Source organism: Streptomyces sp. R302 (assembly GCF_012927245.1).
Lineage (GTDB): Bacteria > Actinomycetota > Actinomycetes > Streptomycetales > Streptomycetaceae > Streptomyces.
The window spans coordinates 163,683-189,168 of the sequence record NZ_JABBGE010000010.1 but is presented as its reverse complement, the minus strand read 5'-3'; the positions used below and the strand labels follow the sequence as shown (position 1 = coordinate 189,168).

Genomic DNA, 25,486 nt, shown 5'->3' with positions numbered 1-25,486 from the left:
GGAACCTTTCCGAAGGGGGGACGGGTCTGCTCAGCCGGCGAGGCAGCGGGCACGGGCCCGCAGGAAGACCTCCTCGGCGAGGGCGCGGTCGGCCGGGCGCGGGGTGCGGTGGGCCCAGGGCGCGGTCGTGCAGTACGGGCCGAGGGCCTCGAAGACCCGTGCCGCGTCGGCGAAGCGCAGGGCGCCGAAGAGGGCGTGCGCCAGATGGTTGAGGTCCAGCTGGGAGGCCTCCGGCACGGCGCAGAAGAGGAACCAGGCGTCCATCGCCCGCCGGGCCTCGCGGATCGCGTCCTCGGCCACCCAGTGCAGGTCCAGGGCGTGTTCGTGCCCCCGGTCGCGCCGGTAGCGCTCGACCCGCACGTAGAGCGGCAGGGCGTGCAGGGCGGAGCCGCGCGGCGCGCATGCGGCCGCCCACTGGGCGTAGTTGACGGCCTCGGAGAGCGGGCCCTCGCTGCGCCCGTACATGAACTGCAGCATGCGGTGGTACGCCTCGCGGTTGTACGGGTCGCGCCGCTCGACCTCGGCGAGCAGCCCCCAGGGTCCGGGCGGCAGCATCGGCGCGGGCGGCGCGGCGCGGTGTTCGGGGGCGTCCTTGCGGGGGTCGAGCGCGGCGAGGGCGAGGAGGCAGACCCAGGGCACCGGGTCGGCGGGGGCGCGCTCCGCGGCCTCCCGGCACGCGGTCCACGCCTCCTGCCGGAGGGTGCGGGCGCGCGGGTGGCCGCCCCGTTGGGCGCGGACGGCGCGCTCGACGGCGACGCGGGCGTGCATGACGCAGGCGGCGGCGCTGCCGGGCCGTTCGGCGCGCCAGGTGTGGACGACGTCGGTGCCGGCGGCGACGGTGGCGAGGACCTGCGTACGCCGCGTCCAGCCGTCCCAGTGTCCGGCGCCGGTCCGGTCGTCCGCGCCGCCGACCGCCCGGGCGTCGGGGCCGTCGGCGCCGTCCGGGCCTTCGAGGAGCCGCGCCATCTCGCCCCAGCGGCCGGTGCGCAGGTCCTGGAGGGCGTGGCGCAGGGCGTGGTCGTGGCCCGCAGGGTGGAAGACGGGCCGGAAACCGTGTCCGGGCATCAGCGGGCGGGACGGGGTACGGGCGGAGCGGTGGGCGTGGTCATCGTTCCTCGGTCGGGCGCGGTCGGGCGGCGGGTGCGGCGCCCGCGCGTCCGTCGGCGAGCGGCGCTCACTATAGGCGCGACCGAAGGTGACCGTCCGGATCATTCTTGTGACCGTAACTATCCGGCCAGCGCCTTCTTTTGAGCTACCGTCAAGTAATCGTGAGTGACCTGACAGGCTCGCCCGGAGAGGGTTGACGGTGAGCCGCCGGCCCACCAGCCTGACCCCTTCCCTCCGGCGAACCCCACGACGGGAGCAGGCACATGACGGGCGGCCCGGTACTCGCCGTCGACCAAGGCACCTCCGGAACCAAGGCACTCGTCCTGTGCCCGGAACGGGGCGTTCTCGGCACCGGCACCGCACCGGTGAGACCCCGCCCTCTGCCCGGCGGGCGCGTCGAGGCCGACCCCGCCGAACTGTACGGCTCCGTGGTCGCGGCGGGCCGCGCCGCGCTCGCCGAGGCGGGCGTACCGGTGGTCGCCGTGGGCCTCGCCAACCAGGGCGAGACGGTCCTCTCCTGGGACCCCGCCACCGGCGAAGCGCTCACCGACGCCCTGGTCTGGCAGGACCGCAGGGCGGCCGGAATCTGCACGGAACTCACGCCGCACCATGACGACTTGCGGGACCTGACGGGCCTGCCCGTCGACCCCTACTTCGCCGCGCCGAAGATGGCCTGGATCCGTCGCCACGCCACCGGCGCCGGGGTGGTGACGACGAGCGACGCCTGGCTGGTCCACCGGCTGACGGGCGCCTTCGTCACCGACGCGGCCACGGCCGGCCGCACCGGCCTGCTCGATCCGGCCGCCGTCGCCTGGTCCGGACCCGCCCTCGACCTCTACGGCCTCGGCGGCGAGAAACTCCCCCGGATCGTCGACTGCGACGAACCCGTCGGCACCACCACGGCGTTCGGGCCGCCGCTGCCGCTCACCGGGCTCGTCGTGGACCAGCAGGCCGCGCTCCTCGCGCAGAGCGCCACCGCGCCGGCCGCCGCCAAGTGCACCTACGGCACCGGGGCGTTCCTCCTCGCCCGCACCGGTCCGCACCCCCGCCGCACCACGACCGGCCTCGTCGGCTGCGTGGCCTGGCGGCTGCGGGGACGTACCGAGCACTGCCTCGACGGGCAGGTGTACACCGTCGCCTCCGCCGTCCGCTGGCTCACCGACCTCGGGGTCGTCTCCGGCGCGCGGGACCTGGACGCCGTCGGCGGCTCCGTGCCCGACAGCGGCGGCGTCACCTTCGTGCCCGCGCTCGCCGGACTCGCCGCCCCCTGGTGGCGCGCCGACGCCCGCGGCACGGTCACCGGCCTGGGCCTCGACACCGGCCGCGGACACCTGGTGCGGGCCCTCGTCGAAGGCATCGCCGCGCAGGTCGTCGACCTCGCAGAGGCGGCGGCCGCGGACCGGGGCGCCCCCCTCGACGCCCTGCGCGCCGACGGCGGCCTCACCCGCTCCGCGCTGCTCATGCAGACCCAGGCGGACCTGCTCCAGCTCCCGGTGGAGGTCTCCGCGCTCCCCGACGCGACCGCCCTCGGCGTCGGCGCGATGGCCCGCCTCGGCCACGACCCGCACCTCACCGTCCCGCAGGCCGTACCGCCGTGGAAACCCTCCGCCGTGTACGAGCCCGCGATCTCGGCGGACGAGGCGGCGGACCGGCTCGGCCGCTTCCGGACGGAGGTCGCGGCGCTCCTCGACCGCCAGGAGGCGCCGGGAGCGTCGGGGGCCCCGGGGTCGTCGGGGGCCTCGGCGTGACCCGCCCCGGGCACCGCCGGACGGGCGGCAGGGACGGCGGCAGGACCGTGGCCGCGAACGGGCTGGAGTCGCCACGCTCGGTCGGGCCGGCGGCGGGTGGTGGTGGCGGGCGCGTCAGTGGCCACGTCAGTCGGCGCGGCCCCCTGCCCGGCGGGGCGGAGGGCGCGTACGACGTCGTCGTGGTGGGGGCCGGGGTCGTCGGGGCCGCGATCGCCCGCGCGCTGGCGCGGTACCGGCTGCGGGTCGCTCTGGTCGACGCGGCGGACGACGTCGGCGAGGGCACGTCCAAGGCCAACACCGCGATCCTCCACACCGGCTTCGACGCCGCCCCCGGCACCCTGGAGGCCGGGCTCGTCCGGGCGGGCCACCGGCTGCTCACCGCGTACGCCGCCGAGGCGGGGATCCCCGTCGAGCCGGTCGGCGCGCTCCTCGTCGCCTGGGACGAGGAGCAGCTGGCCGCCCTTCCCGGCCTCGCCGCGAAGTCCGCCCGCAACGGCCACCACGCCACCCGGATCGTCGGCGCGGACGAGCTCCGCCGCCGCGAGCCGCACCTCGGCCCCGGCGCGCTCGGCGCGCTGGCCGTGCCCGGCGAGTCGATCGTCTGCCCCTGGAGCACCACCCTCGCCTACGCCACCCAGGCCGTCCTGTCCGGCGTGGACCTGCTGCTCGGCTGCCGGGTGACGGACGTCGTCCCCGGGACCCGGACCGGTACCGGCGACGACGGCGCGCCGCACCGGCTGGTCACCACGCGGGGCCCGCTCACCGCCCGGTTCCTGGTCAACGCCTGCGGACTGTACGCCGACGGCTTCGACGCGCTGCTCGGCGTACGGGACTTCACGGTCACGCCCCGCCGGGGCCAGCTGCTCGTCCTCGACAAGGACGCCCGCCCGCTCGTGCGGCACATCCTGCTGCCCGTGCCCGGCCCGCTCGGCAAGGGCGTCCTCGTCACGCCCACCGTGTACGGGAACGTGCTGGTCGGCCCGACCGCCGAGGACCTCCACGACCGCACCGCCACCGGCACGACCGCCGACGGCCTCGCCGGGCTGCGGGAGCAGGGCGCGCGGATCGTGCCCGCGCTGGCGGAGGAGGAGGTGACGGCCGCGTACGCGGGCCTGCGGGCCGCCACCGGGCGGGAGGACTACCGGTGCGCCGCCCATCCCGCGCTGCGGTACGTCACGGTCGGCGGGATCCGCTCCACGGGCCTGTCCGCCTCCCTGGCCCTCGCCGAGCACGCCCTCGGGCTGCTCGGCGAGTGCGGGCTGCGGACCGGCCCCGAGGCGCCGCTCGCGCCGGTCCGGGTGCCGAACCTCGGCGAGGCGTTCCCCCGCCCCTACCGGGACGCGGCGGCCGTCGCCCGCGACCCCGAACTCGGCGCGGTCGTCTGCCACTGCGAGCACGTCACCCGCGGCGAGGTGCGTGCCGCGCTCGCCTCGCCCGTCCCGCCCGCCGGCCTCGCCGGTCTGCGCCGCCGCACCCGCGCCGGTGCCGGCCGCTGCCAGGGCGGCCACTGCCGGCCGACGCTGCGCGCCCTCGTCGAGGAGTACGGGAAGGGGGCCGGGGCCCGGTGAACGCACGGTCACGGGAGGCGCGGGCCGTCGACGTGCTGGTCGTCGGGGCGGGTCCGGCGGGGCTCGCCGCGGCGGCTCGGCTCGCGGCGCTCGGAATCGGACGCGTCGAGGTCCTGGAGCGGGAGCCGGAGGGCGGGGGCGTGCCCCAGCACTGCGCCCACCCGGGTTTCGGCGCGGACGCGCGCGGGCGCGCCCTCGACGGACCCGGGTACGCGCGGCGCGCCGTGCGGGCGGCGGGGCGGGCCGGCGCCGTCCTGCGTACCGGCGTGTCGGTCGTCGGCTGGGCGGGTCCGCTCGCCCTGGAGACGGCCTCGCCGAGCGGGCCGGAGACCGTCGTGGCGCGGGCGGTGGTCCTGGCGACGGGCGCCCGCGAGCGGTCCCGCCCGGCCCGGCTGCTCCCCGGCACCCGCCCCGAGGGGGTCCTGACGGCCGGTGAGCTCCACCGGACCGTCGCCCTCCTCGGCCCGCGCCCGGAGCGGATCGGCCGACGCGCCGTGGTCGTCGGCGGCGGAGCGACGGCCGGACACGCCGTCAGGCTGCTGCGCCGCGCCGGTGTCACGGTGGCGGCCGTGGTCACCGGGGAAGGGTACGCGACCGCCCCCGGGGTCCCGGTGCTGACGGGCGCGGCGGTGACGGAGCTGACCGGCCGGGGGCGGCTCGCCGGAGTGACCGTCCGGGACCGGCACGGGCGCGCCCGTCCGCTCCGCTGCGACACGCTCGTCCTCACCGGCGACTGGACCCCGGAGCACGAACTGGCCCGCGCGGGCGGCCTCCCCCTCGCACCCGGCACCCGCGCGCCCCTGGTGGACGCGTCCCTGCGCACCGGCGTGCCGGGCGTCTTCGCGGCGGGCGGCCTCCTGCGCGGCGGCACGCCCGCGGTCCGCGCCGCCGCGGAGGGCCGGAGGGCCGCCGAGGCCGTGTGGACGCACCTGAACGGCGGGGCGTAAGGGGCGGACGAGGGCCCCCGGGGCGTCGGGCTCGGCCGGCCGGCGCGGCGCGCGTGGCCGTGCGTACCCCGGGCGGGTCGGCGCGTGTGGCCGTGCGCGGCCCGGGCGGGTCGGCGAGACTGGCGGCATGGCGGTCAGGCGCAGCGCGGGTCTGCTCGTCTTCCGTCGGAGCGGGGCGGAGGACGACGGGATCGAGGTGCTCATCGGGCACATGGGCGGGCCGTTCTGGGCGCGCCGGGAGCAGGCCGCCTGGTCGGTGCCGAAGGGCGAGTACGGGCCGGAGGAGGCTCCGGAGGACGCGGCCCGGCGGGAGTTCCGGGAGGAGCTGGGACTGCCGGTCCCGGAGGGCGAGTGGCTCGCGCTCGGGGAGGTGCGGCAGGGCGGCGGAAAGACCGTCACCGTGTGGGCGGTGGAGGGGGACCTCGACCCGGCGGCGGTGGTGCCGGGGACGTTCTCGATGGAGTGGCCGCCGCGCTCCGGGGTCCTGGCGGAGTTTCCGGAGCTGGACCGGGTGGGGTGGTTCACCGCGGAGGCGGCGGCTCCGCTGCTTGTCGCCGGGCAGCGGGAGTTCCTGGAACGGCTTGTCACGCGGGTGCACGGGCGGGCCTGAGGGTCATTGTCAGACCCGTGCGAGAGGGTGGGGTGCGTCAAGCCGTCGAGAGGGAGCCCGACATGACCACCATCACCGCCACCGAGCGCGCCGCGGCCCAGGCGTACCTTCGCCTCCTCGAATCCACCCAGGCCGTGATGACGGATCCGCGCCTCGCCCCGTACGCGGGGGTGATGCTGACGAACCCCATGGCGGAGGCCGACGAGGCGCTGCGCGCGGCGGGCCTCGCGGGGAACGAGGACCGGCTGCTGCGGCTCGTCTCCACGCTGCGGGCCTCCCCCACACCGCCTACCGGCGTGCCGGCCCCCACCCGGGACCCGGACCGGGGCCGGAGCCGGCGCGGCTGACCGGCGGGGCGGTCACCGCGCGGCGGGGCCGAGCCGGACGGGCAGGGCGCGGACGCTGTTGCCGACGAAGCCCGCGTGGCGGCTGAGTCCCTCCTCGGGGACGGCGACGTCGAGGTCCGGGAAGCGGGTGAAGAGCGCTTCGAGGGCCACGGCCGCCTCCATGCGGGCGAGGGGGGCGCCCAGGCAGTAGTGGGGGCCGTGGCCGAGGGACAGGTGCTTGGCCGCGCCGCCCCGCGTGAGGTCGAAGCGGTCGGCGTCGGGGCCGTGCGCCTCCGGGTCGCGGCCCGCCCCCGAGTACCCGGCCAGGACGGGGGTGCCGCGCGGGATGAGGGTGCCGTCGACGGTCAGGTCACGGGTGGGGTAGCGGAAGGGGAAGTAGCTGACGGGGCTGTCCCAGCGCAGGGTCTCCTCGACCGCGTCGGCCCAGCTCGCGCGTCCCTCGGTGACGAGGGCGAGCTGGTCGCGGTGGGCGCACAGGGCGCGGACGGCGTTGGTGACCAGGTTGAGGGTGGTCTCGTGCCCCGCGATGATCATCAGCAGCAGGGTGCCGATGAGCTCGGGCTGCGCGAGCCGGTCGCCGCCCTCGTCTCGGGCGGCGATCAGGGCGCTGGTGAGGTCGTCGCCGGGCTCCGCCGCCTTGGCCTCGGCGATCGCGCCGAGCAGTCCGAGGAGTTCGCGGTTGGCGGCGACGACCTGGGCGGGCTCGGTGTCGGTGGCGACGACGAGGCTCGACAGGCGGTGCAGCCGCTCCTGGTGGGCGGGGTCGACGCCGAGGAGCTCGCAGATGACGCCGAGCGGCAGCGGGAGGGCGAAGTGGCGGCGCAGGTCGGCGACGCCGTCTCCCTCCGCGGCGGCCTCGGCGAGGCCGTCGAGCAGACCCTCCGTCACCGCCGCCACGCGCGGGCGGAGCTCCTCGACGCGGCGGGCGGTGAAGGCGCTGCTGACGAGGGTCCGCAGCCGGCGGTGGTCGGCGCCGTCGGCGGTGGTCATGCCGGGCACGGTCGCGAAGGTGCGCAGCGGCCAGCCCTCCGGTATGCGTCCCTCGGCGAGTGCGGCGAAGTGCTGCGGCCCCTTGGCGACGTCGGGGTCCGAGAGGAAGTCGCGCAGGGCGTGGTGCCCGAGGACCACCATGCCCTCGATGTCCCCGGGCAGGAGCACGGGAGCGACGGCCCCCTGAGCCCGCAGCCGCGCGTTGACCGCGTGCGGACAGCCACCGGCCGCGTCGAGCCGGTACGGCTCCGGGGTCGGGGCGGGGGCCTCGGTGCGTCCGGTCTGCTCGGGGTGCGTGTCCATGGGGGCTCCTGACGACGGGCGGGCGGGTCGGGCGGGGCGGGCCGGGTCGCATCCTAGGGTCAACGCGCATCGGCTCGCGCGGAGTTGTCGTCGGCGGGTGCCGGGGACCGGGGGGCCTCACCCGCCCGGCAGAGCGCGACCACCCGCCCGGCGGCACGACGCGCCGCCCGTCGTCGCGTTCTCTAGGCCGGGTGGCGCACTTCCTCCTGCGCACCGCGCACCCCCTTCCTACGGTGGCTGAATGATCGTCACGTCAGCTGTTCGCCATGCCGCCGCGGGCTCCGCCGCGATGCTGCTCGTGCTCTCCGCCCCCGTGGCCGGCGCCGCGACCCCGCCCCGCGCCCCGGTGACCGCCCCCGCCGCCCCCGCCCCCGCCCTCGGACCCGGCTCCGTCACCGAACCGACGCCTCCCGCACGGCGGTTCGTGGACCGGGCGCGGCTCGACCGGGACGGGACGCAGGTGCAGCCACTGGCCGGCGCGCCGGCCGTCCCGACGCCCTCGGCGCTCTCCTGGGTGGTGGCCGACGCGGGCACCGGCGAGGTGCTCGCCGCGCGCGCCGCGCACCGGAAGCTGCCGCCGGCCAGCACGTTGAAGACCCTGTTCGCGCTGACGGTGCTCCCGCACCACGAGGCGTCCGAGCGGCACACGGTGGCCGACGAGGAGCTGAAGGGAATCGGCGAGGGCAGCAGCCTCGTCGGGGTGAAGGAGGGGTACACGTACCGGGTCTCCGACCTGTGGAACGGCGTCTTCCTCAGCTCGGGCAACGACGCCGTGCACGTCCTCGCGGCGATGAGCGGCGGCTGGGAGTCGACGGCCCGCCAGATGCAGGAGAAGGCGCGGTCCCTGGGGGCGAGGGACACGCACGTCGTCTCCCCCGACGGGTACGACGCGCCGGGGCAGGTGTCGTCCGCGTACGACCTGGCGGTCTTCGGCCGGGCGGGGGTGCGGGATCCGGAGTTCACCCGCTACTGCTCGACCGCGTACGCCGACTTCCCGGCCGGCTCGTGGTCGTACGGCATCGCCAACACCAACCGTCTCGTCACCGGGGCGGACGGGGTGGGCCGCTACCCGGGGATCATCGGCGTCAAGAACGGCTACACCAGCAACGCGGGCAACACCCTCGTGGCCGCCGCCCGCCGCGGCGACCGCACCCTGGTGGTGTCGGTGATGAACCCGCAGGCGGGCGGCGGCCTCGCCGTCTACGAGGAGGCCCGCGACCTCCTCGACTGGGGCTTCGCGGCGGCGGGCAAGGTCGAGCCGGTCGGCTCCCTGCTGCCCCCGAGGTCCGAGGAGTCCGCGGGGTCTCAGGCGGCCCGGGGGCCGGCGGGCGAGAAGCGGCCCGACGCCCGGGGCGTCTCCGTGCGCGGGGGCGGCGGCGCCCCGGCCGCCGCTCTCGGCGCCTCGGCGGCCCGTCCCGGCACCGCCGCCGACGCCTCCGCCGACGCCGGCCCGTCGGTGGCGCTGCCCCTCTCCCTGGTGGGCTCGGCCTGCGCGGCGGCCCTCGCCCTGTGGGCCTGGCGGCGCCGGCTGTCGCGCGCCTGACCCCCGGCCCACGCGGGCGGTTCCACCACGGCGGCTTCCGGCGGGCGTTCAGTCCATGCCGGGAGCCGCCGCCGTGTGCGCGCGGCGGTGCGCGGCGACCCGCTCGCGGGTGGCGCAGCGGCGGGAGCAGTAGCGTCGCTCGGGGCCGCTGCCGTGGGCGACGAAGACGTTCCCGCAGCTCGCGGAGGCGCAGGTGCGACCGGGCGGGGCCTGCCGCTCCCAGAGGAGGACGGTCAGGGCCAGACAGCCGGAGGCGCGGAACCACTCCGTCCAGGGCGCGTCGTCGGAGGCGTCCGCGTGGGGGTGCCAGGGGGCCGTGCCGCCGTGCGAGGTGAGCCGGAGGGGGCCGGTGTGGGCGGCGAGCAGGGAGTTGAGGAGGGCGGCGGCCTCGTCGGCGGAGCCGGCGGCGAACACCTCCCGCAGGTGCACGGCGGCGGCCCGCAGCCCGGTGACGTCCTCGGCGGTCACCTCGACGGGCGCGGGTTCGCCGTGGGAGAGGAGGACGGCGGCGATCTCCCCGGGCCCGGCCGCCGGGTCGGCCAGGGCGTTGACGAGGGCGGCGGTGCGGAGGGCCATGGCGACGGTGGAGTGCCAGGTGGACCGGTCGGGGAGCACGGGCATCGGCCGAATGTAACGCATATTGCGAGGTTTTGAGTTACCTCCGTAGCCTCTGCCGCCATGCGCAGCCCTTCGTTCCGCCTATCCCTCCGCCCCTCCGTCGCCGCCCACCTGACGGGTGCGCTCGCCGCCCGGACCGGTGACGAGGCGGCCGGTCCCGCCCTGGCGCTCGCCGGGTTCGCCGCCGCCGGCTCGACCTCCGGTGCCGCCGCGCTCCTCGCCTGCGTCACGGTCGCGGCGGCCGTCGGCGGCCCCGCCTTCGGGGCGCTCCTCGACCGCTCGCGCCGGCCGGGACGGCTCCTCTCCGGCGCCCTCGCCCTCTACGCGGCCGGGCTCGGAGCCGTACTCCTCGGGCTCGGCCGGCTGCCGTTCGCAGTGACGGCGCTGCTCGCGGTGGTCACGGGGCTGACGGGCCCGGCGCTCTCGGGCGGCTGGACGGCCCAGCTGCCGGGGCTCGCGCCCGCCGGCCGGATGCCGCGCCTGCACGGCCTCGACTCGCTCACCTTCTCCGTCGCCGCGCTGGCGGGGCCCGCGCTCGCGGGCGGCGCCGCGCTGCTCCTCGGCGCGCCGGCGGCGGTGGTCGTCGCGGCGGCCCTGGTCGCGGCGGCGGTGCCCGTCGCCTGGGCGCTGCCCCCGGCCGACCCGCGGCCCGGGGGACGTGCCCGGGGCGGCCGGGTGCGGGCAGTGTTCGGGCGGGGGCCGCTGCTGCGGGCCACGGTCACCTCGGTGGGCTGCGCCGCCGCGCAGGGCGTGGTCGCGGCCTGCCTCCCGGCGCTGGGGGCGCGGACGCTCGGCGCGCCCGGTCAGGGGGCGCTGCTGCTGTCCGTGGCGGCGGCGGCCTCCCTCGCCGCGACGGCGCTGCACGCCCGGCTCCGCCGCACGGTGGCGGCGGCGCGGGTGCTGTGGGGCGCGGCGCTGGCGCAGGCCGGCGCGTGGACGGTGGCCGCGACGGGCGGGGCGGGTGCCCTGGTGGTGGCGTTCGCGGTGGCGGGGGCGGCGGAAGGGCCGCAGCTCACCGCGCTGTTCGCGGTGCGGCACGAGGAGACGCCGGGGTGGCTGCGGGGGCGGGTGTTCACCACCGGCGCCGGTTTGAAGATCACCGGCTTCGCGGTGGGCGCGGCGGCCGCGGGGCCGGTCGCGGCCCGGTCGGTCGCGGCGGCCCTGCTGCTCGCGGCGGTGCTCTGCGCCTGCTCGGCGCTGCCCTACGCGGGGCTCCGGAACCGCCGGACCGTCAGAGCGACGCCCTGGGAGCACCGGGCCGTCAGAGGGACGCCCGGGGCGCGACGTAGCGTTCGGCGGCGCGGAGTGCTTCGGCGGTCGAGCGGACGCCCATGAGCACGCACAGGGTGTACGCGGTGTCCTCGAAGCGGCGGCGGACGGTGAGGTCGCAGGGGCCGGCCAGGACGCGCTGTTCCTGGGCCCGGTAGTGCCGGAGGACCCGTTCGACGGTGTTCCGGTCGGGCAGCAGCATGGGTTCCTCCGTAACGGCCCCGTCTCGTGCGTCGCTCCATGGTGCTCGCGACCGGCCACCCGCGCGACCCGCACGGTCACCCTCCGTGACCCGGGGCGGGCCGAGGTGCGGGGGCCGCCCGGATGGCGGAGGGTCGAAGACATGAAGACGCGTACCGGGCTGAGGGTGGTCGTCACCGGCGCCACCGGAAACGTGGGCACCAGCGTCGTACGGGCCCTGGCCGCCGAATCCGGGGTCGGCTCCGTCCTGGGTCTGGCCCGCCGGCTGCCGGCGCTCGACCTCCCGGGCGTCGAGTGGGCCGCCGTCGACCTGTCCCTCGACGGCGACGAGCCCCGGCTCGCCCAGTACGTCGCCGACGCCGACGCCGTCGTGCACCTGGCGTGGCGCTTCGGGCCGACGCACGACCCCGTGACGACCTGGCGGACCAACGTCCTCGGCACACTGCGGGTCGGGGACGCGGTCGCGGCGGCGCACGTCCCCGCCCTGGTGTGCGCGTCGTCGGTGGGGGCCTACTCCCCCGGCCCCGAGAGCGGCGCGCCGGTCTCCGAGGCCTGGCCGACGCACGGCTGGCCGGACGCCGCCTACAGCCGCGAGAAGGCCTATCTGGAACGGGTCCTGGACACCTTCGAGCGCGATCACCCGCAGACCCGGGTGGTACGGATGCGGCCCGCGTTCCTGTTCAAGGAGGAAGCGGCGAGCGAGCAGCGCCGGATCTTCGCCGGCCGGTTCGTGCCGGGCCGGCTCTTCCGCCCCGACCTGCTGCCGCTGCTGCCGGAACCGTCCGGGCTCCGCTTCCAGGTCCTGCACACCGACGACGCCGCCGACGCCTACGTGCGGGCCGTGCTGCGGGACGTGCGCGGCGCGTTCAACCTGGCGGCGGACCCGGTGGTCGACGCGGCGCTGCTCGGCGAGATGTTCGACGCCCGCCCGGTGAAGGTCCCGGCGGGCGCGGTGCGCGGCGCCCTCGCGACGGCCTGGCACCTGCGCCTCGCCCCCGCCTCCCCCGGCCTCTTCGACCTCCTGCGCCACCTTCCCGTCATGTCCACGGACCGGGCGCGCGAGGAGCTCGACTGGGCGCCCGCGGCGAGCTCGGTGGAGGCCCTGGAGGCCTTCCTGCGCGGCGTCCGCGCCGGCGCGGGCGACGACACGGCACCCCTGACCGGGCGCCGCGCCGCCTGAACCCCCGCCACCAGCCCGTCGACGCGCACCTGCTGCTCTCCTACGGCGAACTCGCCACCGCGGCCCACACCGCCGCCGCCGTCGCCGAGCGGGCCGCCGACGCGCTCGCGGGCGGCCCGCGCGCGGGCTGGACGCTCGGTGTCGAGGAGCGCGCCGACCTCGCCGCCCTGGTCGCCGCCGCCGAGACCGTCACCGGCCGGACGGCCGTCCGGCTGACCACCCGCATCCTGGAGCTCGTCGAGGGCGCCGGGGGCGGCGGCCCCGGCTTCGACCGCTTCCGGCGCAACGCCCGCGCCCTCGCCGCCCGCGCCCGCCCCGCCCACCGGCTCCGCGACATCGGCGACCACTGCCTCCACGACGGCCGCACCCGGCTGGCCCGCACCGCCTGACCCCGGGGACGGACGGTCCGGCATGTCGGGGCCTCCGGCCCTCGCCTCCGACGGCCGATGGGCCCAAGCTGGAGGTGGAAGGGGACCGGCCGCCGGGCCGGACCCGTCGCGTGCTGTCAGGGAGGACGTCGGATGAGTCGCGAGGCCCAGGAGTTCCGTACCGGGACGGAGATCGTGGCCGGGGTGGACGGATCGCCGGAGAGTCTCGCCGCCGCGGAGTGGGCGGCGCGGGAGGCCGAGCACCGGGGGGTCGCGCTGCGGCTCGCGCACGCCTGGCGCTGGGAGCCGCTCGACCTGCCGCTGGTCCAGGACCAGGGCGCGCAGGAGCAGGCGGCCGAGGCGGTGGTGCGGGCGGCGGAGCGGGACGTCACGGCACGGCACCCGGGCCTCGCCGTCACGGCCGAGGTGCTGACGGACACGCCGGTCGCGGCGCTGCTCGCCGCGCAGGACGGCGCCGGGATGCTGGTCATCGGCTCGCGCGGGCACGGGGCGGTGGCCGGCTTCCTGCTCGGCTCGTACGGGCAGCAGATCATCGCCGCCGCGAGCCGGCCGGTGGTCGCCGTCCGCGCCCGCGACGACCGGGCGGCCGAACCGCCCACGGGCGAGATCCTGGTGGGCCAGCAGGGCAGCCCGGAGGACAGCGAGGAGGTGCTGCGGTTCGCCTTCGAGACCGCCGACGCGCGGGGCGCCGCGATCCGCGCGGTGCGCGCCTGGAGCCTGCCGTCGCTGTACGCGTTCAGTCCGGCCTCGCTGCGGCTCGCCGACGACTCCGGCGGCCTGGTGCCCTTCGAGGAGAAGGCGCTGCGCGAGGCGCTCGCGCCCTGGCGCGAGCGGTACCCGCACGTCCCGGTGACCGAACACGTCGAACTCGGCAGCGCCGGCCAGGTCCTCCTCACCACCTCCGGGGCCGCGCAGCTCCTCGTGGTCGGCCGTCGCGCCAAGCGCGGCGCGCTGGGCGGGCGGATCGGCTCGGTGGCCCACGCGGCGCTGCACCTGGCCCCCTGCCCGGTGGCCGTCGTCCCCCAGGGCTGAGGCCCGCTCCGACGTGGTGCACCCGTTCGGCCCTCACGTCAAGCCGGTGCGGCGGGTTGACGCGGACAGTTGACTCACCGGGTTGACGTCGGGTGTCGGGGCGCGGGAGGGCGGAAAGCCTTGCCCCCGTCGCCCCGGGGCCCACGGACCCCGGACCGGACGGCGGCGCAGGCGAGAGAGCGGAGCCCCATGCGGTACGACGGTCCCCCCGGTCCCGACCCTTCCGACCCCCCCGAACCCCACGAACCCCACGAACCCGACCCTCACGAACCCGCCCCCCACCACCTCGTCCCCCACTCCCCCGCCTCCGGCCGCCACCGCCGCGGCGGTCCGGTCCGGCGTCGCGGGCTCCCCCGGCCTGGCTTCGCCGCGTCGGTGCTCGCCGCGGGCACGGCCGCCACCGTCGTCACCGTCCTCCTCGGTCTGTACGCGGCCCACCCGCCCACGGCTCCCGCCCCCCGCGCGGCCAGGCCCCCCGCCGCCGAGGCCCCACCCCCGTCCCACCCCACCCGGGTCCCCGCCTCGCCCCCGGCCCGCGCCGGGGCGCAGGACGGGAGGGCCTCCGACGGGCTCGCGCCCCAGACGGGGGCGGTGGCCGCCGCTCCGGTGACGGTTCCGGCGCGCGCCTCCCGCTATGTCCAGGACGTCATCGCCCTCGCCAACGCCGAACGGGACCGAGCGGGTTGCGGCCCGCTGCGGTCGGAGGCGCGGCTCGCCCGGGCCGCCCAGGGGCACGCCGACGACATGGCGGCGCGCGACTACTACGCCCACGACAGCCCCGAGGGGCGCGACGGCGGCGACCGGATGACGCGGGCGGGCTACAGCTGGTCGGCGTGGGGCGAGAACATCCACAAGGGGCCGAAGACCCCGCAGCGGGCGATGGACGACTGGATGGACAGCCCGGCGCACCGGGCGAACATCCTCAACTGCTCGTTCCGCGACATCGGGGTCGGCGTGGCGCTGACCGCCGACGGGCCGTGGTGGGTGCAGGACTTCGGCACGAAGGACTGACCGGGCGCCGGGGTCAGTTCGCGGGCGCGGCCAGTTTCTGCACCCAGACCGTGCCGCGCGGGCCGGGCGCGGCGGCCACTCCGGTGTCGCGGTAGGAGCAGTCGAGCATGTTGCGCGCGTGCCCGGCGTCGTCCCGCCAGCCGGCGACGACGGAGGCCGGGTCCTTCTGTCCTTCGGCGAGGTTCTCCGCCCAGGCCGACCAGCGGTAGCCGGCCTCGGTCATCCGGGTGTCCGCGAACTCGCCCTCGGGGCTGGCGTGGCCGTAGTAGCCGCGGGTCGTCATGTCCCGGGCGTAGGCGCGGGCGGCGGCGGTGAGCCGGGGGTCGGTGCGCAGCGGGGCGCAACCGGCGTCCGCCCGGAGCCGGTTGACCAGCTCGGTGACGCGTTCGCCCGGGTCGGCCGGGGGTGGTGGGGTGGTGCGGGCCGGGGTGGGCGGGGTGGTCGTGGGCGTGCGGGTGGGCGGCGCCGGGCGGGTGGCGGCGGTGGTGACGGTGCTCGGTGTGGGGGTGGGCGGGGGCGTCGTCGCCGCGGGGGTGGTGGCGGGTGGTGCGGCGGCGGGGCGGGGCGCGGGCGGGGGCTCGGTCGCCCCGGGGAGGGTGAGCACGAGCGCGCCGAGCACGGCGACGGCCGCGACCCCGGCGGCTCCCGCGGCTCCGGCGCGGCGCCCGGTCGACCAGTACGGCGCGGCTTGGGCCCCGGCGGACTCCGCCGCGCCCGACGGCTCCGGCACGCCCGCCGCCCCCGACGGCTCCGCCTCGCTCGCCGCGTTCGCCGCGCTCGCCGCTCCCGCCGGTTCCGCCGCGAGTGCCGGGGTCGTACCCGCGTCGAGGAGGGCGCCGGCGACGGGCGGGACCAGGCCGATGCCGACGAGGAGGCCCTCGACGGGGGCGAGGCCCCGGCGGGCGTTGCCGGTCGCGCAGGTGCGGCAGTCGCGGAGGTGGCGGGCTATGCGTTTGCGCCACAGCGGGGAGGGGCGGCCGTCCCAGGGGGCGAGGGTGGCGGCGAGGCCGGGGCAGCGGGGGTCGGCGTCGAGGGCGCCGACGACGGCCCGGCCGGTCTCCAGCCGTTCCTTCATGCGCTGGACGCGGACGGCGGTGTGGGCCGGGGGCAGCCCGAGGCCCTCGGCGAGTTCCGCGCGGGTCAGTTCCCCGGCGGCCTCCAGCCACCACAGGGAGAGCAGCTCGCGGTCGTCCTCGTCGAGCCAGCGGGTGGCGCGGGCGACGTCGCGGCGCTGTCCGGTGAGGCCCAGGCGGAGGATGGTGAGGTCGGTGAAGTCGCCCGCCGGGTCGGCGAGGCCGACGGCCCGGTCGAGGCCGGGCACGGGTGCCTGGCTGCGTTCCCGCCAGCGGCGGCGCACCCCGTTCATGGCGATGGCGACGAGCCAGGACCGGAAGCGCTCGGGGTCGCGGAGCCCGGGCAGCCCGTCGAGGGCCCTGACCAGGGTCTCCTGCACGATGTCGTCGGTGTCGGCATGGCCGTCGAGGGCGCGCCCCACGATGGCGTGGACGAGCGGCAGGAAGGCGCGTACCAGGTCCTCCCTGGCGTGCGGATCGCCCGCGCGGGCCGCCTCCACCAGGGCGGTGGTGCGCTGCTCGTCGCTGTGCATGGATGGTGCTCCCTCGTGCCCGGTCCTGTCCCCGTCCTGCTGGAGACGCGTGGCGCCGGGTGGGGATAACACTTTTCTAGCCGGTCGGATGGGGCAGGCGGGGGACGGTGGCCCCGGCGCCCTCTCTCACCGCCTCCACGACCGCGTCGTGGAGTTCACGGCTCTCCTTCTCCGAGGAACAGGGGACGGGACTTCCCGACATGGTGAACCAGTCGGAGGCGCCGCTGTACTGCACGGCCACGCGTGCCTCACCGTCGGCGAAGGTCGTGTGCACGGTCAGGTCGCCCGTGACGATTCCGCCTTCGACGGTCAGCACCCCACCACGCCCGGTGTAGACACCGGCGGTCGTCCAAGATGCCCAGCTCATGCCCTCCAGGGTCACACCCGGATGGCGTATGCGCCACCGACGCGACCGCCCCGGCCGGAATCGTTCCGGCCGGGGCGGTGTGCGTCGGGTGCCGGATCAGGCGAGGGACGCGACGGCCTCGTTGAACGTTGCGGACGGGCGCATCACGGCCGCGGCCTTGGCCGGGTCGGGCTGGTAGTAGCCGCCGATCTCGGCCGGGGCGCCCTGGACGGCGTTCAGCTCGTCGACGATCTTCTGCTCGTTGGCGGAGAGCGTCTCGGCGAGCGGGGCGAAGGCCTTGGCCAGCTCGGCGTCCTCGGTCTGCTTGGCCAGCTCCTGGGCCCAGTACAGGGCCAGGTAGAAGTGGCTGCCGCGGTTGTCGATGCCGCCGACGCGACGGGTCGGCGACTTGTCCTCGTTGAGGAAGGTGCCGGTGGCGCGGTCCAGGGTGTCCGCGAGGACCTGGGCGCGGGCGTTGCCCGTGGTGGTGGCCAGGTGCTCGAAGGAGGCGGCCAGCGCGAAGAACTCGCCGAGGGAGTCCCAGCGGAGGTAGTTCTCCTTGACGAGCTGCTGGACGTGCTTCGGGGCGGAGCCGCCGGCGCCGGTCTCGCAGAGGCCGCCGCCCGCCATCAGCGGGACGACCGACAGCATCTTGGCGCTGGTGCCCAGCTCCAGGATGGGGAAGAGGTCGGTCAGGTAGTCGCGGAGGACGTTGCCGGTGACGGAGATGGTGTCCTCGCCGCGGCGGATGCGCTCCAGGGAGAACTTCGTCGCCTCGATCGGGGACAGGATCCGGATGTCCAGGCCCTCGGTGTCGTGCTCCGGGAGGTACTGCTTGACCTTGGCGATGATCTGCGCGTCGTGGCCGCGCTCCTCGTCCAGCCAGAAGACGGCCGGGGCGCCGGTGGCGCGGGCGCGGGTGACGGCGAGCTTCACCCAGTCCTGGATCGGGAGGTCCTTGGTCTGGCAGGCGCGGAAGATGTCGCCGGCGGCGACCTCCTGCTCCAGGAGGACGGTGCCCTCGGAGTCGACGAGGCGGACGGTGCCGGCCTCGGCGATCTCGAAGGTCTTGTCGTGGGAGCCGTACTCCTCGGCCTTCTGCGCCATGAGGCCGACGTTCGGGACGGAGCCCATGGTGGCCGGGTCGAAGGCGCCGTGGGCGCGGCAGTCCTCGATGACGGCCTGGTAGACGCCGGAGTAGCTGTGGTCCGGGAGGACGGCGAGGGTGTCGGCCTCCTGGCCGTCCGCGCCCCACATGTGGCCCGAGGTGCGGATCATGGCCGGCATCGAGGCGTCGACGATGACGTCGGACGGCACGTGCAGGTTGGTGATGCCCTTGTCGGAGTCGACCATGGCGAGGGCCGGGCCCTCGGCGAGCTCGGCGTCGAAGGAGGCCTTGATCTCGGCGCCGTTCGGGAGGGCGTCGAGGCCGTTCAGGACCGTGCCGAGGCCGTCGTTGGCGGAGAGGCCGGCGGCGGCCAGCGCCTCGCCGTACTGGGCGAAGGTCTTCGGGAAGAAGGCGCGCACGACGTGGCCGAAGATGATCGGGTCGGAGACCTTCATCATGGTGGCCTTGAGGTGCACGGAGAAGAGCACGCCCTCGGCCTTGGCGCGGGCGACCTGCTCGCCGAGGAAGGTGCGCAGGGCGGCGGCGCGCATGACGGCGGCGTCGACGACCTCGCCGGCGATCACCTTGAGCGGCGCGCGCAGCTCGGTGGTGGTGCCGTCGGCGGCGGTGAACTCGAAGCGGAGGGTGTCGTCCTTGGCGAGGACGACGGACTTCTCCGTGGACGCGAAGTCGTTCTCGCCCATGGTGGCGACGTTCGTCTTGGACTCGGAGGTCCAGACGCCCATGCGGTGCGGGTGGTTCTTCGCGTAGTTCTTGACCGAACCGGGGGCGCGGCGGTCGGAGTTGCCCTCGCGCAGGACCGGGTTGACGGCCGAGCCCTTGATCTTGTCGTAGCGGGCGCGGACGTCCTCGTCCTGCTCCGTCTTCGGGTCGTCCGGGTAGTCCGGGAGGGCGTAGCCCTGCGCCTGGAGCTCGGCGATCGCGGCCTTCAGCTGCGGGATCGAGGCCGAGACGTTCGGCAGCTTGATGATGTTGGCCTCGGGGGTCTTGGCCAGCTCGCCGAGCTCGGCGAGGGCGTCGCCGATGCGCTGCTCCTCCTGGAGGAACTCGGGGAAGCTCGCGATGATGCGGCCCGCGAGCGAGATGTCACGCGTCTCGACCGTGACACCTGCCGTGGAGGCGTACGCCTGGATCACGGGCAGGAACGAGTACGTCGCCAGGGCAGGCGCCTCGTCGGTGTGGGTGTAGATGATGGTCGAGTCAGTCACCAGGTGCTCCGCTCCACGTCTGCGTATGCGAGATTGCTCGACATCAAGATATCTCGTGATCGCGGTTCTCCGTAAAGGGCCCCACGAGCTCACCTTGGTCGGGGACTCCGGAGTCCTCCACGAAGGGGCCTCCGAGCCGGTACGAGGCGGGCCCTCCGTCCAGGTCGACGTGGCGGACGAGGGCGAGCAGGGCCAGTCCTGCGGCGGCGCCGACGCCGGCGGCGAGGGCCTGGCCGCAGCGGTGGGCGAGGCGGAGCTCGTCGGGGTCGTACGGGGCGGTGGCGGGCAGTCCGAGGGTGTCGCCGAGGAGTAGGAATCCGGCCACGAGCCCGCCGGCGGCGACGAGCGCGAGCGGCAGGGTGGTGGGGAGGCCGCGCAGGGTGGCGCCGCGCCGGGCGCCGGGGCGGACCTTGCCGCGGCGGGCGAGCAGGGCGATCAGTCCGCACTGGACGGCGAGGGCGAGCAGCGCGGCGGCCATGACGTCGCCGGGGCGGTGGTCGCCGACGGCGATCGAGTACGCGCCGAGGAGGATCGCCCACAGGGTGGCGGCGCCGGTGACGAGGCCCCGCGAGCGCCGGGGCACGAGCAGCGGGAGGGCGAAGGCGACCCCGAAGGCGAGGGTGGCGGTGGCGCTGGGGAAGCCGCTGGGCACGAGCGCCCCGGCGCCGTCGGCGAGCGGGGGGCGGGGGGCGTACCGCTGGAGGAGTCCGGTGACCGCGAGGGCGACGGCGACGGCTCCGGCGGCGGCTCCGGTGAGCGCGTACCGCTTGCGCAGCGCGCCGAGGCCGACGAGGAGGACGCAGGCGAGGACGAGGGAGAGGGTGGCGGCGCCGGCGAGCGAGGGGTGGTCGCGGACGAAGTCGGCGACGCGGGTGTCGGCGCGCCGGCCGGTCACGGCGGCGTCGCCCCAGCGGCGGCCGGTGGCGGTGAGCACGAGTCCGGCGTAGACGAGGGTGAGCAGCAGGACGGCCCCGAGGCAGGCACGCCGGGTCCGGGTGCGGACGCGGGTGCTGAAGGAGTCCGCGGCCTCGCCGGCCACGGCGGCGTACCACCAGGTGTCACCGGCCTTCGGCGGCCTCGGGGAGCCGCCTATGCGCCTGTCGTAGGAAGCCATGCCCCGATTCGAACCCACGCGCGCCCGCGCCGCCTGCTGGGATCGCCCGAACGACATGCCGGGGAGCGGATTCGGCCCTCACGGGGTCCGCGCCGCGCGACGACGGCGCGGACGAGGGGGAGGCCGCGGACGGCGGGCAGCGGGTGGCGGGCGTCAGGCGTCAGGAGGAGGCGCGGACGACGAGTTCGGTGGGGAGCATCCGGCGGGGCTGGTCCTCGGGGTCGCTCGGGGAGGCGATCTCGTCGAGGAGCATGCGTGCCATGGTGCGGCCCATCTCCTCGATGGGCTGGCGGACGCTGGTGAGCGGCGGGTCCATGAGGCGGGCGACCGGGGAGTCGTCGACGCCGACGAGGGCGACGTCCTCGGGGACGCGGCGGCCGACCTCGCGCAGCACGGCCCGGGCGCCGGCCGCCATCACGTCGGAGGCGGCGAAGACGGCGTCGATGTCCGGGGCGCGGTCCAGGAGTTCGCGCATGGCGCGCCGGCCGCCCTCCTCGGTGAAGTCGCCGGTGGCGACGAGCGCGTCGTCGGCGGGGAGCCCGGCCTCGGCGAGGCCCTCGCGGTAGCCGTCGAGGCGGCAGCGGGCGCCGTACATGTCGAGGGGGCCGGTGACGGTGGCGATGCGGCCGCGGCCGGCGGCGGCGAGGTGGGCGACGGCGGTGCGGCCCGCGCCGGTGTTGTCGGAGTCGACGAAGGCGACGGGCTCGTCCTCGCGGCGGCGGCCGTTGAGGACGGCGGGCAGGCCGAGGGCGCGGACCTGGTCGGGCAGCGGGTCGTCGGCGTGCACGGAGACGAGCAGGACGCCGTCGACGCGCTGGGCGGCGAGGTACTGCTCGAAGCGCTGGCGCTCCTGGTCGCTGCGGATCAGGGTGAGCAGCAACTGCTTGTCGGCGGCGGCGAGTTCACCGCTGACGCCGCGGATGATGTCGAGGAAGTACGGTTCGGCGAAGATCCGGGCCTCGGTCTCGGGGACGACGAGGGCGACGGCGTCGGTGCGGCTGCCGGCGAGGGCGCGGGCGGCGCGGTTGGGGATGTAGCCGAGTTCGGCGACGGCCTGCTCGACGGCCGCCTTGGCCTGTTCGCTCACCTTCGGGGAGCCGTTGATGACCCGGGAGACGGTGCCGCGGCCGACTCCGGCCCGGGCCGCGACCTCCTCCAGGGTGGGCCTGCCGGTCTGTCGCCCGCTCACCGCCATGTGCCGCTTCTCCCCTCGGCCCCGGGCCCGCCGCCCGCTCGACCGCCCGTACTGTGCGGCGAACCTATCAGGCGGGCGGACGGGCGCCGGTGGGTCAGGCGTGGGCGGGTGGGGGGTCTCCGGGTCAGGCGCCGGTGGGCGCGAGTTCCGCCATCGGGCCCCAGCCCGGCTGCTCCGTCTTCACGTTGATGATCTCGGGGGTGGTGGCGACGGCCCCGGCCATGGCGGCGAGTCCGGCGGCGAAGTGGTCGGAGCCGACGTGGACGGCGCCGGCCTCGTCGTCGACGAACCCCTCCAGGAGGGTGAAGACGTTGGGGTCGTCGACGCCGCGGGACCAGTCGAAGAAGAGGTTGCCCGGCTCGGCGCGGGTGGCGGCGGTGAAGTCGGCGACCAGGTCGAGCCACTGGTCGGCGAGGTCGGGGCGGACGGTGAAGCGGACGGCGATGAAGATCATGCGGTCAGGCTGCGCCGGGCGGCCCGGTACGGGCCAGGCCGGACGGTCAGGATTCCGGCAGGGCCGGAAAGTCCGGTACGGCGCGGGCCAGGGCGGCCCGGACGGCGCCCTGGCGGCGGGCGAAGTCCGCGGTGGGCAGGGAGACGGAGAGGGCGTGCACGATGCCGTCGCCGCGGTCGGGCACGGCGACCGCGAGGCAGGTGTACGCGAGGTCCGCCTCGCCGACGGAGACGGCGTAGCCCTGGCCGCGGACGGCGGCCATCTCGGCCTCGAAGCGTTCGGCGCCGGTGATGGTCCGCTCGGTGAAGCGGGCCATGCCGTGCTCGGCGAGGTAGCGGCGGCGCCGGGCGCGCGGCAGGGCGGCGAGGAGCGCCTTGCCATGGGCGGTGGCGTGCGCGCGGGCCTCCGGGCCGGGGGTGAAGGGGTGGGCGGTGTCGGTGACGGGGGCGGTGGTGTCGACGACCGTGATCAGGCCGTCGCGGTAGGCCGTGTGGTACGCCTCCGCGCCGGTCGCCCGGCGCAGCCGCCCGAGCAGCTCGCCCGTGGGCGCGCCGAGGCCGTGGTGGCGGAGATGGGCGCGGTGCAGGGCCGGGACGCGGGGCCCGGGGGCGTATCCCTCGGCGGTACGGACGAGGTGCCCGCGCGCGAGCAGCGGCCCCGCCAGGTGGTAGACGGTCGAGAGCGAGCAGCCGAGGCTCCGCGCGAGCGCCTTGGCCCCGACGGCCCGCCCGGCGTCGGCGACCAGATCGAGCAACTCCAACGCCCGCTCCACGGACCGCGGCCCACCGCCTCCCCGGTGCGGCTGATCCTGCGGATGCGAGTACGGGAGCGGGGCGTCGGCGGGCATCCGACCAGGGTAGCGGCGGGGGCCTGCGTGGTCCTGGCGGCGGCGTGAAGGACGGACTCCCGGTGGCCCCTGAGGGAACCCCCTACGGGGCGGGTCCGGAACGGGCCCGAGGACGGCCCGCACGTCGCATCCCCAGGGCGACGCTCCGGGACGCCGGCTCAGATGGACCCGCCCGCCCGACTCCGGGCAGACCCGGGACAACCCGCGCCCCGACCTCCAGGCAGAACCCGGGGACACCCCTTCCGCGCAAGCCCGGAGCAGCAGGCGCAACGAGCTCCCGCCGCACCCGGAGGCAGCCCGCACGGCGGACGCCCGGCACGACGCTCCGGGGCGCGATTCGGGTGGGCCCGCCCGGCCGCCCTCCGGGCACAACCCGGGCACGACCCTTCCGGGCAAGCCCGGGGCGGCAGACCGCGACGGGCTCCCGCCGTGCCCGGAGGCAGCCCGCACGGCGGGCACCCGGCAAGTGAGCCGGCCGGGCCGCCCCTGGGCCGGGCCCGCCCGGGCCCGGCCCAGGGGCGGCCCAGGGGGGCGGCCCAGGCCGCCACCCAGAGGAGCGTCCCGGGGGGCGGCCCCCGCAACAAAGTCCGGGCAGGCCCGGGCAGCCCGCACGGCCGGTTTCCGGCGCGCCCGGCGCGATGCTCTGGGGCGCTGCTCGGGTCGGCCCGAATAGCCGGCCTCCGGGCAGGACCCGGGGGCGTGCCTTCCGGGCGAGCCCGGGGCGGCAGGCGCGGTGGGCTTCGGGGTCGCCCCGTGGCGGCCGTGCGGCGGGCGCCCGGCGGGGGCGGGGCGGCACCTGCGGGGGTGGGGGCCGCACCCTCCGTGGCGAGGGCGTCGCGGGTGGTATTCGTGCAGGTCAGGGCAGCTTTATGTGCATTTGACACTCTTTCGACGTACCTTCGTGAGGATCCCTTTGTCCCCGACGCACCGGGAGAACGTGTGCCCCGCCCCAGGACCGACCATGCCCCGACGCCCGCTGCCGCGGACCGCCCACGGTGGCGGACGGCCGCGATCGCCACGGGCGTCGTCGCCGTCGCGGCGGGCGGTCTCTACGTGGCCGGTCTCGTGGCCACCGGCGACGACATATCCGCCGGCACCCGGGCGGGCGGTGTCGACATAGGCGGCCTGAGCAAGGCCGAGGCCGCCGAGCGGCTGCGGGCGCAGGCCCCGGCCGCGTGGACCGCGCCGATCGCGGTGCGGGTCGGCGAGCGCACGGAGAGCGTCTCCCCGGCCGCCGCCGGGCTCACGGTCGACGCGGAGGCGACGGCCGAGCGGGCCGCCGACCCGTCCAGGGACCCCTTCACCGTGATCGGCCGCCTCTTCTCCTCCGGCGACCGCGAGATCGAGCCGGTCCTCGCCCAGGACACGGCGAAGACCGACGCGGCCGTCGCCGCGCTGGCGAAGAAGAACGACCGGGCCGTCAAGGAGGGTTCGGTCTCCTTCAGGGACGGCGAGGCCGTCGCCACCCGGCCCGTCACGGGGCAGAAGTTGGACACCGCGAAGGCCGCCGAGGCCCTGCGGGCCGCCTACCCGGCCGCCCCCGGCGCCGCCGCCGTCGCCCTGCCGGTGTCGCTCACCGAGCCGAAGCTGCCCGCCGCCGAGCTGACCCGCTTCCTCGACGCGTACGCCCGGCCGGCCGTCTCCGGCCCGGTGACGCTCACCGTGGGCGAGGAGCGCCTGCGGATCTCCCCCGAGACCCTCGGCGACCATCTGACCGTAAAGAACGACGGCGGCCGGCTGACCGGCTCCCTCGACACCACGGCCCTGCTGCGCGACCCGGACGTCGCCCGCCCGCTGGCCACCATGACGGGCGCGCCGGTGGAGGGCACCCTCGGCGTGCGGGACGGCAAGGTCGTCGTGGTGAAGGAGGGCAAGCCGGGGCGCGAGGTGACCGAGAAGTCGCTCGCCGCCGCCGTGGACCCGCTGCTCACCCGTACCGGGGACGCGGCCCGTACCGCCGCCGTGGCCACCAAGGTCACCCAGCCGCAGGTGAGCTCCGCCACCCTCGACTCGCTCGGCGTGAAGGAGCAGATGTCGACCTTCACCGTGAACTTCCCCACCGCGCCCTACCGGACGATCAACATCGGCCGGGCCGCCGAGCTGATCAACGGCTCCCTCGTGCGGCCGGGCGAGGTGTGGAGCTTCAACGAGACGGTCGGCGAACGCACCGAGGAGAACGGTTTCGTCGACGGCACGATGATCCTCGACGGCCGCTACCAGGAGGCGCCCGGCGGCGGTGTGTCGGCGGTGGCGACCACCGTCTTCAACGCGGTCTTCTTCGCCGGCGTGCAGCCGGTCGAGTACGGCGCCCACTCCTTCTACATCGAGCGCTACCCGGCCGGCCGGGAGGCGACCGTCGCCTGGGGCAGCCTGGACCAGAAGTTCCGCAACGACTCCGGCAAGCCGATCTACATCGCGGCGAGCGCCACGGACTCCTCGGTGACCATCACCTTCTACGGCACCAAGAAGTACGACTCCGTGGAGGCGGTGGCCGGACCGCGCACCGACGTCACGAAGCCGGAGAAGCGGGAGGTCACCGGCGAGACGTGCGTGCCGCAGGAGCCTCTGGAGGGCTTCGACATCGCCGTCGACCGGGTCTTCAGGAACGGCGGCGAGGAAGTGAAGCGGCAGACGTTCAAGACCCACTACACCCCGCGCGACGAGGTCGTCTGCAAGCCGGCCACAGACTGACGCCGTCCGGGCCGGAACGGTGTCCTCCCCGCC

At 76.7% G+C, this 25,486-nt stretch carries 22 protein-coding genes; 11 read left to right on the top strand and 11 right to left on the bottom strand.

Translation table 11 applies throughout. The features are described from left to right. Nucleotides 1-30 precede the first annotated feature (30 nt). A complete protein-coding gene (locus tag HHL19_RS29315; protein WP_169093385.1) occupies nucleotides 31-1,065 on the bottom strand; it encodes a hypothetical protein in 1,035 nt (344 codons plus the stop codon). A gap of 305 nt (nucleotides 1,066-1,370) precedes the next feature. Here HHL19_RS29315 and HHL19_RS29310 point away from each other — a divergent pair, with 305 nt between their 5' ends. From HHL19_RS29310 to HHL19_RS29290, 5 genes are all read left to right on the top strand, one after another. Further along, complete coding sequence (locus HHL19_RS29310; RefSeq protein ID WP_169093384.1) at nucleotides 1,371-2,855, top strand: FGGY family carbohydrate kinase; 1,485 nt, start codon at nucleotides 1,371-1,373, stop codon at nucleotides 2,853-2,855. Between the two features lie 143 nt (nucleotides 2,856-2,998). Continuing rightward, a complete protein-coding gene (locus HHL19_RS29305; protein WP_240981960.1) occupies nucleotides 2,999-4,423 on the top strand; it encodes an FAD-dependent oxidoreductase in 1,425 nt (474 codons plus the stop codon). Continuing rightward, on the top strand, nucleotides 4,420-5,370 hold the full coding sequence (locus HHL19_RS29300) for an FAD-dependent oxidoreductase (protein WP_169093382.1): 951 nt from the start codon (nucleotides 4,420-4,422) through the stop codon (nucleotides 5,368-5,370). Before HHL19_RS29305 ends, HHL19_RS29300 begins: the two co-directional genes overlap by 4 nt. Before the next feature lie 127 nt (nucleotides 5,371-5,497). Further along, nucleotides 5,498-5,980, top strand: coding sequence for an NUDIX domain-containing protein (locus tag HHL19_RS29295; protein ID WP_169093381.1), 483 nt, complete (start codon nucleotides 5,498-5,500; stop codon nucleotides 5,978-5,980). 62 nt (nucleotides 5,981-6,042) lie between these two features. After that, on the top strand, nucleotides 6,043-6,327 hold the full coding sequence (locus HHL19_RS29290; RefSeq protein ID WP_206325892.1) for a hypothetical protein: 285 nt from the start codon (nucleotides 6,043-6,045) through the stop codon (nucleotides 6,325-6,327). Between the two features lie 12 nt (nucleotides 6,328-6,339). On the opposite strand, the gene HHL19_RS29285 is transcribed toward HHL19_RS29290, so the two are convergent. Continuing rightward, the gene (locus tag HHL19_RS29285) at nucleotides 6,340-7,620 is read right to left on the bottom strand and encodes a cytochrome P450 (RefSeq protein ID WP_169093380.1); all 1,281 of its coding nucleotides are present in this window, start codon (nucleotides 7,618-7,620) and stop codon (nucleotides 6,340-6,342) included. A 241-nt stretch (nucleotides 7,621-7,861) separates the two neighbouring features. Here HHL19_RS29285 and HHL19_RS29280 point away from each other — a divergent pair, with 241 nt between their 5' ends. Continuing rightward, on the top strand, nucleotides 7,862-9,163 hold the full coding sequence (locus tag HHL19_RS29280) for a D-alanyl-D-alanine carboxypeptidase (RefSeq protein ID WP_169093379.1): 1,302 nt from the start codon (nucleotides 7,862-7,864) through the stop codon (nucleotides 9,161-9,163). Nucleotides 9,164-9,211: 48 nt separating this feature from the next. Here HHL19_RS29280 and HHL19_RS29275 read toward each other — a convergent pair whose 3' ends face one another. Further along, the gene (locus HHL19_RS29275; RefSeq protein WP_240981936.1) at nucleotides 9,212-9,784 is read right to left on the bottom strand and encodes a CGNR zinc finger domain-containing protein; all 573 of its coding nucleotides are present in this window, start codon (nucleotides 9,782-9,784) and stop codon (nucleotides 9,212-9,214) included. Nucleotides 9,785-9,841: 57 nt separating this feature from the next. Here HHL19_RS29275 and HHL19_RS29270 point away from each other — a divergent pair, with 57 nt between their 5' ends. After that, the gene (locus HHL19_RS29270; RefSeq protein ID WP_169093377.1) at nucleotides 9,842-11,116 is read left to right on the top strand and encodes an MFS transporter; all 1,275 of its coding nucleotides are present in this window, start codon (nucleotides 9,842-9,844) and stop codon (nucleotides 11,114-11,116) included. Here HHL19_RS29270 and HHL19_RS29265 read toward each other — a convergent pair. Beyond that, nucleotides 11,043-11,252 carry a DUF5133 domain-containing protein gene (locus HHL19_RS29265; RefSeq protein WP_169093376.1) on the bottom strand — a complete coding sequence of 70 codons (210 nt, stop codon included), beginning with the start codon at nucleotides 11,250-11,252 and terminating at the stop codon, nucleotides 11,043-11,045. The genes HHL19_RS29270 and HHL19_RS29265 overlap by 74 nt on opposite strands. A gap of 141 nt (nucleotides 11,253-11,393) precedes the next feature. Here HHL19_RS29265 and HHL19_RS29260 point away from each other — a divergent pair, with 141 nt between their 5' ends. The 3 genes from HHL19_RS29260 to HHL19_RS29250 all read left to right on the top strand — a co-directional run bounded on the left by HHL19_RS29260 (nucleotide 11,394) and on the right by HHL19_RS29250 (nucleotide 14,863). Continuing rightward, nucleotides 11,394-12,431 carry an NAD-dependent epimerase/dehydratase family protein gene (locus HHL19_RS29260; RefSeq protein WP_169093375.1) on the top strand — a complete coding sequence of 346 codons (1,038 nt, stop codon included), beginning with the start codon at nucleotides 11,394-11,396 and terminating at the stop codon, nucleotides 12,429-12,431. A 521-nt stretch (nucleotides 12,432-12,952) separates the two neighbouring features. Beyond that, the gene (locus HHL19_RS29255; protein WP_169093374.1) at nucleotides 12,953-13,852 is read left to right on the top strand and encodes a universal stress protein; all 900 of its coding nucleotides are present in this window, start codon (nucleotides 12,953-12,955) and stop codon (nucleotides 13,850-13,852) included. A 375-nt stretch (nucleotides 13,853-14,227) separates the two neighbouring features. After that, nucleotides 14,228-14,863 carry a CAP domain-containing protein gene (locus HHL19_RS29250; RefSeq protein WP_346768577.1) on the top strand — a complete coding sequence of 212 codons (636 nt, stop codon included), beginning with the start codon at nucleotides 14,228-14,230 and terminating at the stop codon, nucleotides 14,861-14,863. Between the two features lie 13 nt (nucleotides 14,864-14,876). On the opposite strand, the gene HHL19_RS29245 is transcribed toward HHL19_RS29250, so the two are convergent. The 7 genes from HHL19_RS29245 to HHL19_RS29215 form a co-directional block, all read right to left on the bottom strand. Next, nucleotides 14,877-16,469, bottom strand: a complete 1,593-nt coding sequence (locus tag HHL19_RS29245) for a sigma-70 family RNA polymerase sigma factor (RefSeq protein WP_169093373.1) — start codon at nucleotides 16,467-16,469, stop codon at nucleotides 14,877-14,879. 76 nt (nucleotides 16,470-16,545) lie between these two features. Continuing rightward, nucleotides 16,546-16,836 (bottom strand): hypothetical protein, encoded by a 291-nt coding sequence (locus HHL19_RS29240; protein ID WP_169093372.1) that lies wholly within the window; start codon nucleotides 16,834-16,836, stop codon nucleotides 16,546-16,548. Nucleotides 16,837-16,932: 96 nt separating this feature from the next. Then, nucleotides 16,933-19,152: an NADP-dependent isocitrate dehydrogenase gene (locus tag HHL19_RS29235; protein WP_169093371.1), complete on the bottom strand. Its 2,220-nt coding sequence runs from the start codon at nucleotides 19,150-19,152 to the stop codon at nucleotides 16,933-16,935. Nucleotides 19,153-19,195: 43 nt separating this feature from the next. Then, nucleotides 19,196-20,266 carry a phosphatase PAP2 family protein gene (locus tag HHL19_RS29230; protein WP_169093370.1) on the bottom strand — a complete coding sequence of 357 codons (1,071 nt, stop codon included), beginning with the start codon at nucleotides 20,264-20,266 and terminating at the stop codon, nucleotides 19,196-19,198. 160 nt (nucleotides 20,267-20,426) lie between these two features. Beyond that, nucleotides 20,427-21,461, bottom strand: coding sequence for a LacI family DNA-binding transcriptional regulator (locus HHL19_RS29225; RefSeq protein WP_169093369.1), 1,035 nt, complete (start codon nucleotides 21,459-21,461; stop codon nucleotides 20,427-20,429). 124 nt (nucleotides 21,462-21,585) lie between these two features. After that, on the bottom strand, nucleotides 21,586-21,915 hold the full coding sequence (locus tag HHL19_RS29220; protein WP_169093368.1) for a putative quinol monooxygenase: 330 nt from the start codon (nucleotides 21,913-21,915) through the stop codon (nucleotides 21,586-21,588). Nucleotides 21,916-21,961: 46 nt separating this feature from the next. After that, nucleotides 21,962-22,762 (bottom strand): IclR family transcriptional regulator C-terminal domain-containing protein, encoded by an 801-nt coding sequence (locus tag HHL19_RS29215; protein WP_169093367.1) that lies wholly within the window; start codon nucleotides 22,760-22,762, stop codon nucleotides 21,962-21,964. A gap of 939 nt (nucleotides 22,763-23,701) precedes the next feature. On the opposite strand from HHL19_RS29215, the gene HHL19_RS29210 reads away from it, so the two are divergent. Beyond that, on the top strand, nucleotides 23,702-25,453 hold the full coding sequence (locus HHL19_RS29210; RefSeq protein ID WP_169093366.1) for a VanW family protein: 1,752 nt from the start codon (nucleotides 23,702-23,704) through the stop codon (nucleotides 25,451-25,453). The last annotated feature ends 33 nt before the right edge of the window (nucleotides 25,454-25,486 follow it).

Coding starts and splice junctions, on each gene's coding strand:
- HHL19_RS29315 (WP_169093385.1), bottom strand. CDS start 1,065: ATGCCCGGACACGGTTTCCGGCCCGTCTTCCACCCTGCGGGCCACGAC.
- HHL19_RS29310 (WP_169093384.1), top strand. CDS start 1,371: ATGACGGGCGGCCCGGTACTCGCCGTCGACCAAGGCACCTCCGGAACC.
- HHL19_RS29295 (WP_169093381.1), top strand. CDS start 5,498: ATGGCGGTCAGGCGCAGCGCGGGTCTGCTCGTCTTCCGTCGGAGCGGG.
- HHL19_RS29290 (WP_206325892.1), top strand. CDS start 6,043: ATGACCACCATCACCGCCACCGAGCGCGCCGCGGCCCAGGCGTACCTT.
- HHL19_RS29285 (WP_169093380.1), bottom strand. CDS start 7,620: ATGGACACGCACCCCGAGCAGACCGGACGCACCGAGGCCCCCGCCCCG.
- HHL19_RS29280 (WP_169093379.1), top strand. CDS start 7,862: ATGATCGTCACGTCAGCTGTTCGCCATGCCGCCGCGGGCTCCGCCGCG.
- HHL19_RS29275 (WP_240981936.1), bottom strand. CDS start 9,784: ATGCCCGTGCTCCCCGACCGGTCCACCTGGCACTCCACCGTCGCCATG.
- HHL19_RS29270 (WP_169093377.1), top strand. CDS start 9,842: ATGCGCAGCCCTTCGTTCCGCCTATCCCTCCGCCCCTCCGTCGCCGCC.
- HHL19_RS29265 (WP_169093376.1), bottom strand. CDS start 11,252: ATGCTGCTGCCCGACCGGAACACCGTCGAACGGGTCCTCCGGCACTAC.
- HHL19_RS29260 (WP_169093375.1), top strand. CDS start 11,394: ATGAAGACGCGTACCGGGCTGAGGGTGGTCGTCACCGGCGCCACCGGA.
- HHL19_RS29255 (WP_169093374.1), top strand. CDS start 12,953: ATGAGTCGCGAGGCCCAGGAGTTCCGTACCGGGACGGAGATCGTGGCC.
- HHL19_RS29245 (WP_169093373.1), bottom strand. CDS start 16,469: ATGCACAGCGACGAGCAGCGCACCACCGCCCTGGTGGAGGCGGCCCGC.
- HHL19_RS29240 (WP_169093372.1), bottom strand. CDS start 16,836: ATGAGCTGGGCATCTTGGACGACCGCCGGTGTCTACACCGGGCGTGGT.
- HHL19_RS29230 (WP_169093370.1), bottom strand. CDS start 20,266: ATGGCTTCCTACGACAGGCGCATAGGCGGCTCCCCGAGGCCGCCGAAG.
- HHL19_RS29225 (WP_169093369.1), bottom strand. CDS start 21,461: ATGGCGGTGAGCGGGCGACAGACCGGCAGGCCCACCCTGGAGGAGGTC.
- HHL19_RS29220 (WP_169093368.1), bottom strand. CDS start 21,915: ATGATCTTCATCGCCGTCCGCTTCACCGTCCGCCCCGACCTCGCCGAC.
- HHL19_RS29215 (WP_169093367.1), bottom strand. CDS start 22,762: ATGCCCGCCGACGCCCCGCTCCCGTACTCGCATCCGCAGGATCAGCCG.